Annotated in this window: 3 protein-coding genes; all 3 read left to right on the top strand. The window is 65.8% G+C overall.

The window, feature by feature from the left end:
* Window positions 1-602: 602 nt before the first annotated feature.
* The 3 genes from dnaE to ACW6W5_RS10390 all read left to right on the top strand — a co-directional run bounded on the left by dnaE (window position 603) and on the right by ACW6W5_RS10390 (window position 6161).
* Window positions 603-4184, top strand: coding sequence for a DNA polymerase III subunit alpha (dnaE, locus tag ACW6W5_RS10400; RefSeq protein ID WP_152151751.1), 3582 nt, complete (start codon window positions 603-605; stop codon window positions 4182-4184).
* Between the two features lie 31 nt (window positions 4185-4215).
* Window positions 4216-5088, top strand: a complete 873-nt coding sequence (locus ACW6W5_RS10395; RefSeq protein WP_152151749.1) for a hypothetical protein — start codon at window positions 4216-4218, stop codon at window positions 5086-5088.
* Window positions 5089-5201: 113 nt separating this feature from the next.
* The gene (locus ACW6W5_RS10390; protein WP_121041462.1) at window positions 5202-6161 is read left to right on the top strand and encodes an acetyl-CoA carboxylase carboxyltransferase subunit alpha; all 960 of its coding nucleotides are present in this window, start codon (window positions 5202-5204) and stop codon (window positions 6159-6161) included.
* Window positions 6162-6273 lie beyond the last annotated feature (112 nt).

The raw sequence follows: 6273 nt of genomic DNA, 5'->3' as shown, positions 1-6273 counted from the left end.
TTCGCCCCCGTCCGCGCGTGCCTGGAACCCGACCGCAGCAGCCTCCCCGCCTGAGCGCTGCACTTGTCGGGCCCTGCCCGGCACGGCACCAAAGAACACACGGCGATTGCTCGCCACCGGGCCTCAGCCACCGGTGGAAAGGTGGGCGGTTACTCGCGCCTGCCTACCTGATATCTGTCGAAGGCTGACTGCTGCCTGCCTCTGCGCACCCGCCATCTATCGAAGAATGGGCCGTTGCCAACCCCAACGCACCCCTCACCTATCGAAGGATCAGCTGTTGCTCGCCCCAACGCACCGGCCATCTGTCGAAGGGGTGGTGGGGGTAGAGGCGCGGGACCGTTAGGCAGCATGGATGCTGCCTACGAGCTTACAGGGATGTATTCACAGCGCGTCCCGCGACTCTGCCCCCGCCGCCCCAGCCCGCAGCACCACCGGGCCCACCGCTCCTGCACTTGCTTCACCAACGCCAAACCCCGCAACCGCTGGAACCGCCGTAGCAAACCTGAACCCCAGCGCCAACCCGCGCCCCCGCAACACCCCTGTCAAGCCTTGTTAGCGACCACCGCCACCGCTACCCTGACCGGGCATCACATTGGTTCGGCATGTCCACTTCCCGTTTCGTACATCTCCACGTCCACACCGAATTTTCGCTGGCGGATTCGACCATCCGTGTCCCGGCGAAGCCGGATCAGGCTGACCCGAAAAAAGCCAAGCAGGCCAACCTGCTCAGCCGCGCGGTCGAACTGAAGCTGCCCGCACTGGCAGTGACGGATCTCAACAATCTATTCGCGCTGGTCAAGTTCTACAAAGCCGCCGAAACCGTGGGCATCAAGCCCATCGCCGGCGCGGACATCATGATCGCCGAAGAAGGCATGACGCCCTGGCGCATGACCCTGCTCTGTCGCGACCGCGAAGGCTACCTCAGCCTCTCCAGGCTGCTGACCCGCGCCTGGATGGAAGGCCACCGCCCCGAAGGCGGCGTCGCCGTCCACCCGGACTGGCTCAAAGCCGGCTGCCACAACCTGTTCGCACTGGCCGGCCGCGACAGCCTCGCCGGCCGCCTCGCCGGTGACGGCCGCCATGACCTGGCCGAGCAGCAGCTCGCCGATTGGCAGCGCGTGTTCGGTGACGGCCTGCACCTGGAGCTGACCCGCACCGGCCGCGATGGCGAAGAAGCCTTCAACCAGTTCGCCCTGCAGGCCGCCGGCCAGCGTGGCCTGCCGGTGATCGCCAGCAACGATGTGCGCTTCCTGCAGCCGGAAGACTTCAGCGCCCACGAAGCGCGCGTCTGCATTTCCTCCGGCCGCGTGCTGGACGACCCCAAGCGCCCGCGCGATTACAGCGACCAGCAGTACCTCAAATCCGCCGAGGACATGTGCGCGCTGTTCGCCGACATTCCCGACGCGATCGACAACACGCTGGCGCTGGCCGAACGCTGCAACATCGAGATGCGGCTGGGCACCTACTTCCTGCCCAACTATCCGGTGCCCGAAGAGGAAACCCTCGACAGCTGGATCTGCAGCGAATCGCGCAAGGGGCTGGAAGCGCGCCTCGAAAAGAATCCGCTGGCACCGGGCAAGACCCGCGCCGATTATGTCGAACGCCTCGAATTCGAACTGGCCACCATCATCAAGATGGGCTTCCCCGGTTACTTCCTGATCGTGGCCGACTTCATCCAGTGGGGAAAGAACCAGGGCATTCCGATCGGCCCCGGCCGCGGTTCCGGTGCCGGCTCGCTGGTGGCCTGGGCGCTGCAGATCACCGATCTGGATCCGATCCCGTACAACCTGCTGTTCGAGCGGTTCCTCAACCCCGAACGCGTGTCGATGCCCGACTTCGACATCGACTTCTGCATGGACCGCCGCGACGAAGTGATCGACTACGTCGCGCGCAAGTACGGCCGCGACCGCGTCAGCCAGATCATCACCTACGGCACCATGGCGGCCAAGGCCGTGGTGCGCGATTCCGGCCGCGTGCTCGGCTTCCCGTACGGTCTGGTCGATGGCGTCTCCAAGCTGATCCCCAACATCCTGGGCATCTCGCTCAAGGATGCGATGGGCGAAGGCAAGGATTCGGAAATGGCCTCGCCGGAGCTGATCCAGCGCTACCAGAACGAAGACGATGTCCGCGATCTGATCGACCTGGCGCGCCAGCTCGAAGACCTCACCCGCAACGCCGGCAAGCACGCCGGTGGCGTGGTGATCGCGCCCGAACCGCTGGCCGAGTTCTGCCCGCTGTTCGCCGAACATGACGAAGGCGGCCGCGGCCGCAACCCGGTCACCCAGTTCGACAAGAACGACGTCGAAGAAATCGGCCTGGTGAAGTTCGACTTCCTCGGCCTGCGCACGCTGACGATCATCGACTGGGCGGTCAAGGCGATCAACAAGCGCCATGAGCGCGCCGGCATTCCGCCGGTGGACATCACCGCGCTGCCGCTGGATGACGTACCCACCTACAAGGACATCTTCGCCAACGGCAATACCGGCGCGGTGTTCCAGTTCGAATCCTCGGGCATGCGCCGCCTGCTGAAAGACGCGCGTCCTGACCGCTTCGAAGATCTCATCGCGCTGGTGTCGCTGTACCGCCCCGGCCCGATGGACCTGATTCCCTCCTTCAACGCGCGTAAGCACGGGCAGGAAGAAATCATCTATCCCGATCCGCGCACCGAAGCGATCCTGAAAGACACCTACGGCATCATGGTGTACCAGGAGCAGGTGATGCAGATGGCGCAGATCGTCGGCGGTTACTCGCTCGGCGGCGCCGATCTGCTGCGCCGTGCGATGGGCAAGAAAGTGCCGGCCGAAATGGCCAAGCACCGCGAGATCTTCCGCGAAGGTGCGGCCAAGGACGGTGTCGTCGAAGCCAAGGCCGACGCGATCTTCGACCTGATGGAGAAGTTCGCCGGCTACGGCTTCAACAAGTCGCACGCCGCCGCCTACGCGCTGGTGAGTTACCAGACCGCCTGGCTCAAGCGGCATTACCCGGCCGAGTTCATGGCCGCGACGCTGTCCTCGGACATGGACAACACCGACAAGGTGGTCGGCTTCCTTGCCGAAGTGCGCAACCTCGGCCTGACCGTGCTGCCGCCGCGCGTGAACGAATCGGCGTACATGTTCGAAGCCTCCAGCGCCGACACCATCGTGTACGGCCTGGGCGCGATCAAGGGCGTCGGCCAGGGTGCCTGCGAAGCGATCGTGGAGGAACGCCAGCGTGGCGGCCGTTACGCATCGCTGCTGGATTTCTGCATGCGTGCCGGATCGGGCAAGCTCAATCGCCGCACGCTGGAAGCGATGATCAACTGCGGCGCGATGGACGGGCTCGGCAAGAACCGCGCCTCGCTGATGCTGCAGCTGCCCGAAGTGCTCAAGGCCACCGACCAGATGGCGCGCGAGAAGGCCTCCGGGCAGAACTCGCTGTTCGGCGCGCCCGATCCGGTCAGCACGGCGATGCAGCTGGAGTTGCCGGAAGCCAACGAGTGGGCGCTGGGCCAGTTGCTGGACGGCGAGCGCGAAACGCTGGGCTTCTACCTCAGTGGCCACCCGTTCGATCCCTACGCCGATGACGTCAAGGAACTGGTCGGCACCGACCTGGGCAAGCTGGAAAAGCTGATCCCGCCGGCCCGCCCGAGCAAGGACGGCGAGAAGCGTGCCTGGCGCCAGGAAACGCCGGTGATCCTGGCCGGCCTGGTGGTCGGCGTACGTCGCAAGGGCGAGAGCCAGATCTTCATGCAGCTCGAAGACGGCAAGGGCCGCGTGGAATGCAGCGCCTTCACCGATGGCCTGGCCGAGTTCGGCCACCTGATGACCAAGGACCGGATCCTGGTGGTCAAGGGCGGCCTGCGCGAAGACGAGTTCAACGGCGGCTATGCGCTGCGCATCCGTCAGGTCTGGGATTACGAAGACATCTGCGCCAACTACGCCACGCGGCTGTCACTGCGGGTGGACCTGCGCCAGGACGGTGCGGTGTGGAACCGCGTCAACGCCCTGCTCGACCGGCATCGCCCGGGGCGCACACCGCTGCGGCTGGACCTGCTGCTCGGCTCGGAACAGGGCCCGGTGGCCGGCATGCTCGATGTCGCCGGTGACATCGCCGTGCGCGTGGACAGCCACCTGGTCGATGCGTTGCGCGCCGATCCCGCGGTCCGCACGGTGAAGGTGCGCTACAGCCCGCCCTGGGCGAACTGATTTTTTTCTGTTGCAACACAGGTATTTTGTTTTGATCAAGCGTTTTGCCGTGCTGCTGAGTGCAGCCGTCGCCCTCACCGGCTGTGCCGGCCCCGCCCAGACCTTCGAGATCGACAACCCGGGCGATACCCCGCTGACCCTGCGCATCGACGGCAACGAACTGCCGATCGCCGCGCACGCCTCGCGCCCGGTCAAGCTCCAGCCCGGTGAGCATCACCTGCAGACCGACCAGCTCGGCGACGTGCGCTTCATCGTCTACGCCAGCGGCAAGGGCGGGTTGATCAACCCGACCTTGGCCGAGTACGTGATCGCCAACGAGATCTACGTCACCAGCGAAGACAAGCTGCAGAACTTCGGCAGCCTGGACAAGCAGATCGAGCTGGGCGGGGTGACCTTCCAAGGGCCGTACCAGAGCACGCACGACCTGTTCATCGACAAGGCGTGGAGCTTCGGCGTCCGCGAGCCGTTCCCGGAGGTGCAGACCGTGGCCCACGTGGACGCCAGTGGCGGCCGGATCAACGCCAAGATCTTCACCGCCCCGGATTTCATCGCCTACGTCGAAGCAGGCATGGGCCAGCCCGGTGCTTACGCACGCCAGCAGCCCCACGGCTACGCCGCGCCCGCCTACGCGCTGGAAGCCGCCCCGACCGCACTGCCCGCGCTGGACCCGGCCTTCGAGGCCCATGCCGGCCCGCTGCGCGAGCTGTACACCCGCTACCTGCATGCCACCACCGCCGATGCGCAGCTGCAGCTCCAGCAGGAGGCCTTCCAGGCGCAGATGGCGTTCACCGCCGCCACCGCCCGGCTGGGCTCGGGCCTGCCCAAGGAAGCCAACGAGGGCTACAACACCTTCGTGAAGACCCGCAGCACGCTGATGGGCAGCGCGGCGCTGGTCGTCCCCTGAGCTGACTGGCGCGCCTGGCCCCGCTGCGCTAACGTCGGTTTCCAGACGACGGCGTACGGGGCTTTTCGGCGCATTCGGCTACACTTTCCCTCTTTTCTTCACGACGGTTTCCGATGAATCCGAACTACCTCGACTTCGAGCAACCCATCGCTGATCTGGAGGCGAAGATCCAGGAACTGCGCAGCGCCAGCGCCGGACCTGCGGTCAATGTCGAGGCCGAGGTCAATGCCCTGCAGGACAAGCTGCGGGTGCGCACTGCACAGATCTTCCGCAACCTGACCTCCTGGCAGGTGCTGCAGCTGGCCCGGCATCCGTCCCGCCCGTATACCGAGGACTACATCCGCATCATCTGCGATGAGTTCCAGGAACTGGCCGGCGACCGCGCCTTCGCCGACGACAAGGCGATCATCGGCGGCCTGGCCCGTATCGGTGGTCGCTCGGTGATGCTGATCGGCCATCAGAAGGGCCGCGACACCAAGGAAAAGATCAGGCGCAACTTCGGCATGCCCAAGCCGGAGGGCTACCGCAAGGCGCTGCGCCTGATGAAGATGGCCGAGCGCTTCGGCCTGCCGGTGTTGACCCTGATCGACACCGCCGGCGCCTGGCCGGGCATCGATGCCGAATCGCGCGGCCAGTCCGAAGCGATCGCACGCAACCTGATGGAAATGGCCGAACTGAAGGTGCCGGTGGTCTGCACGGTGATCGGTGAAGGCGGTTCGGGTGGCGCACTGGCACTGGGTGTGGGCGACCGCACCGTGATGCTGGAGTACAGCGTGTACTCGACCATCAGCCCGGAAGGCTGCGCCTCGATCCTGTGGAAGGACCCGGCCAAGGCCAAGGACGCCGCCGAACAGCTCGGCCTGACCGCCCCGCGCCTGAAGAGCCTGGGCTTGGTGGACAAGGTCCTGCGTGAGCCCACCGGTGGCGCCCACCGCAACCCGAACCAGATGGCCAAGCGCCTCAAGGCCGTGCTGCTCAACGAGCTGGACGTGCTGGAGAAGCTGCCGGTCGATGAGCTGCTGCAGAAGCGCTACGAGCGCCTGCGCAGCTACGGGACCTACGAAGTGGCCTGACCGGGCTGCGGCGGAAACGGAAAAGCCGGACGCGTGAGCGCCCGGCTTTTTTTTGTGCAGCACACCGGCGGCGTGGCGCGGCTATAGGGCCGGCCGCTGGCCGGTTTTGACT

The sequence above is a fragment of the Stenotrophomonas sp. IS26 genome (assembly GCF_054188265.1).
Note: the sequence above shows the minus strand (reverse complement) of the source record. Positions and strands in the feature narration are given on the sequence as shown.

What these genes read in the sequence shown, in the direction of transcription:
- dnaE (WP_152151751.1), top strand. Translation starts at nt 603, where the DNA reads ATGTCCACTTCCCGTTTCGTACATCTCCACGTCCACACCGAATTTTCG.
- ACW6W5_RS10390 (WP_121041462.1), top strand. Translation starts at nt 5,202, where the DNA reads ATGAATCCGAACTACCTCGACTTCGAGCAACCCATCGCTGATCTGGAG.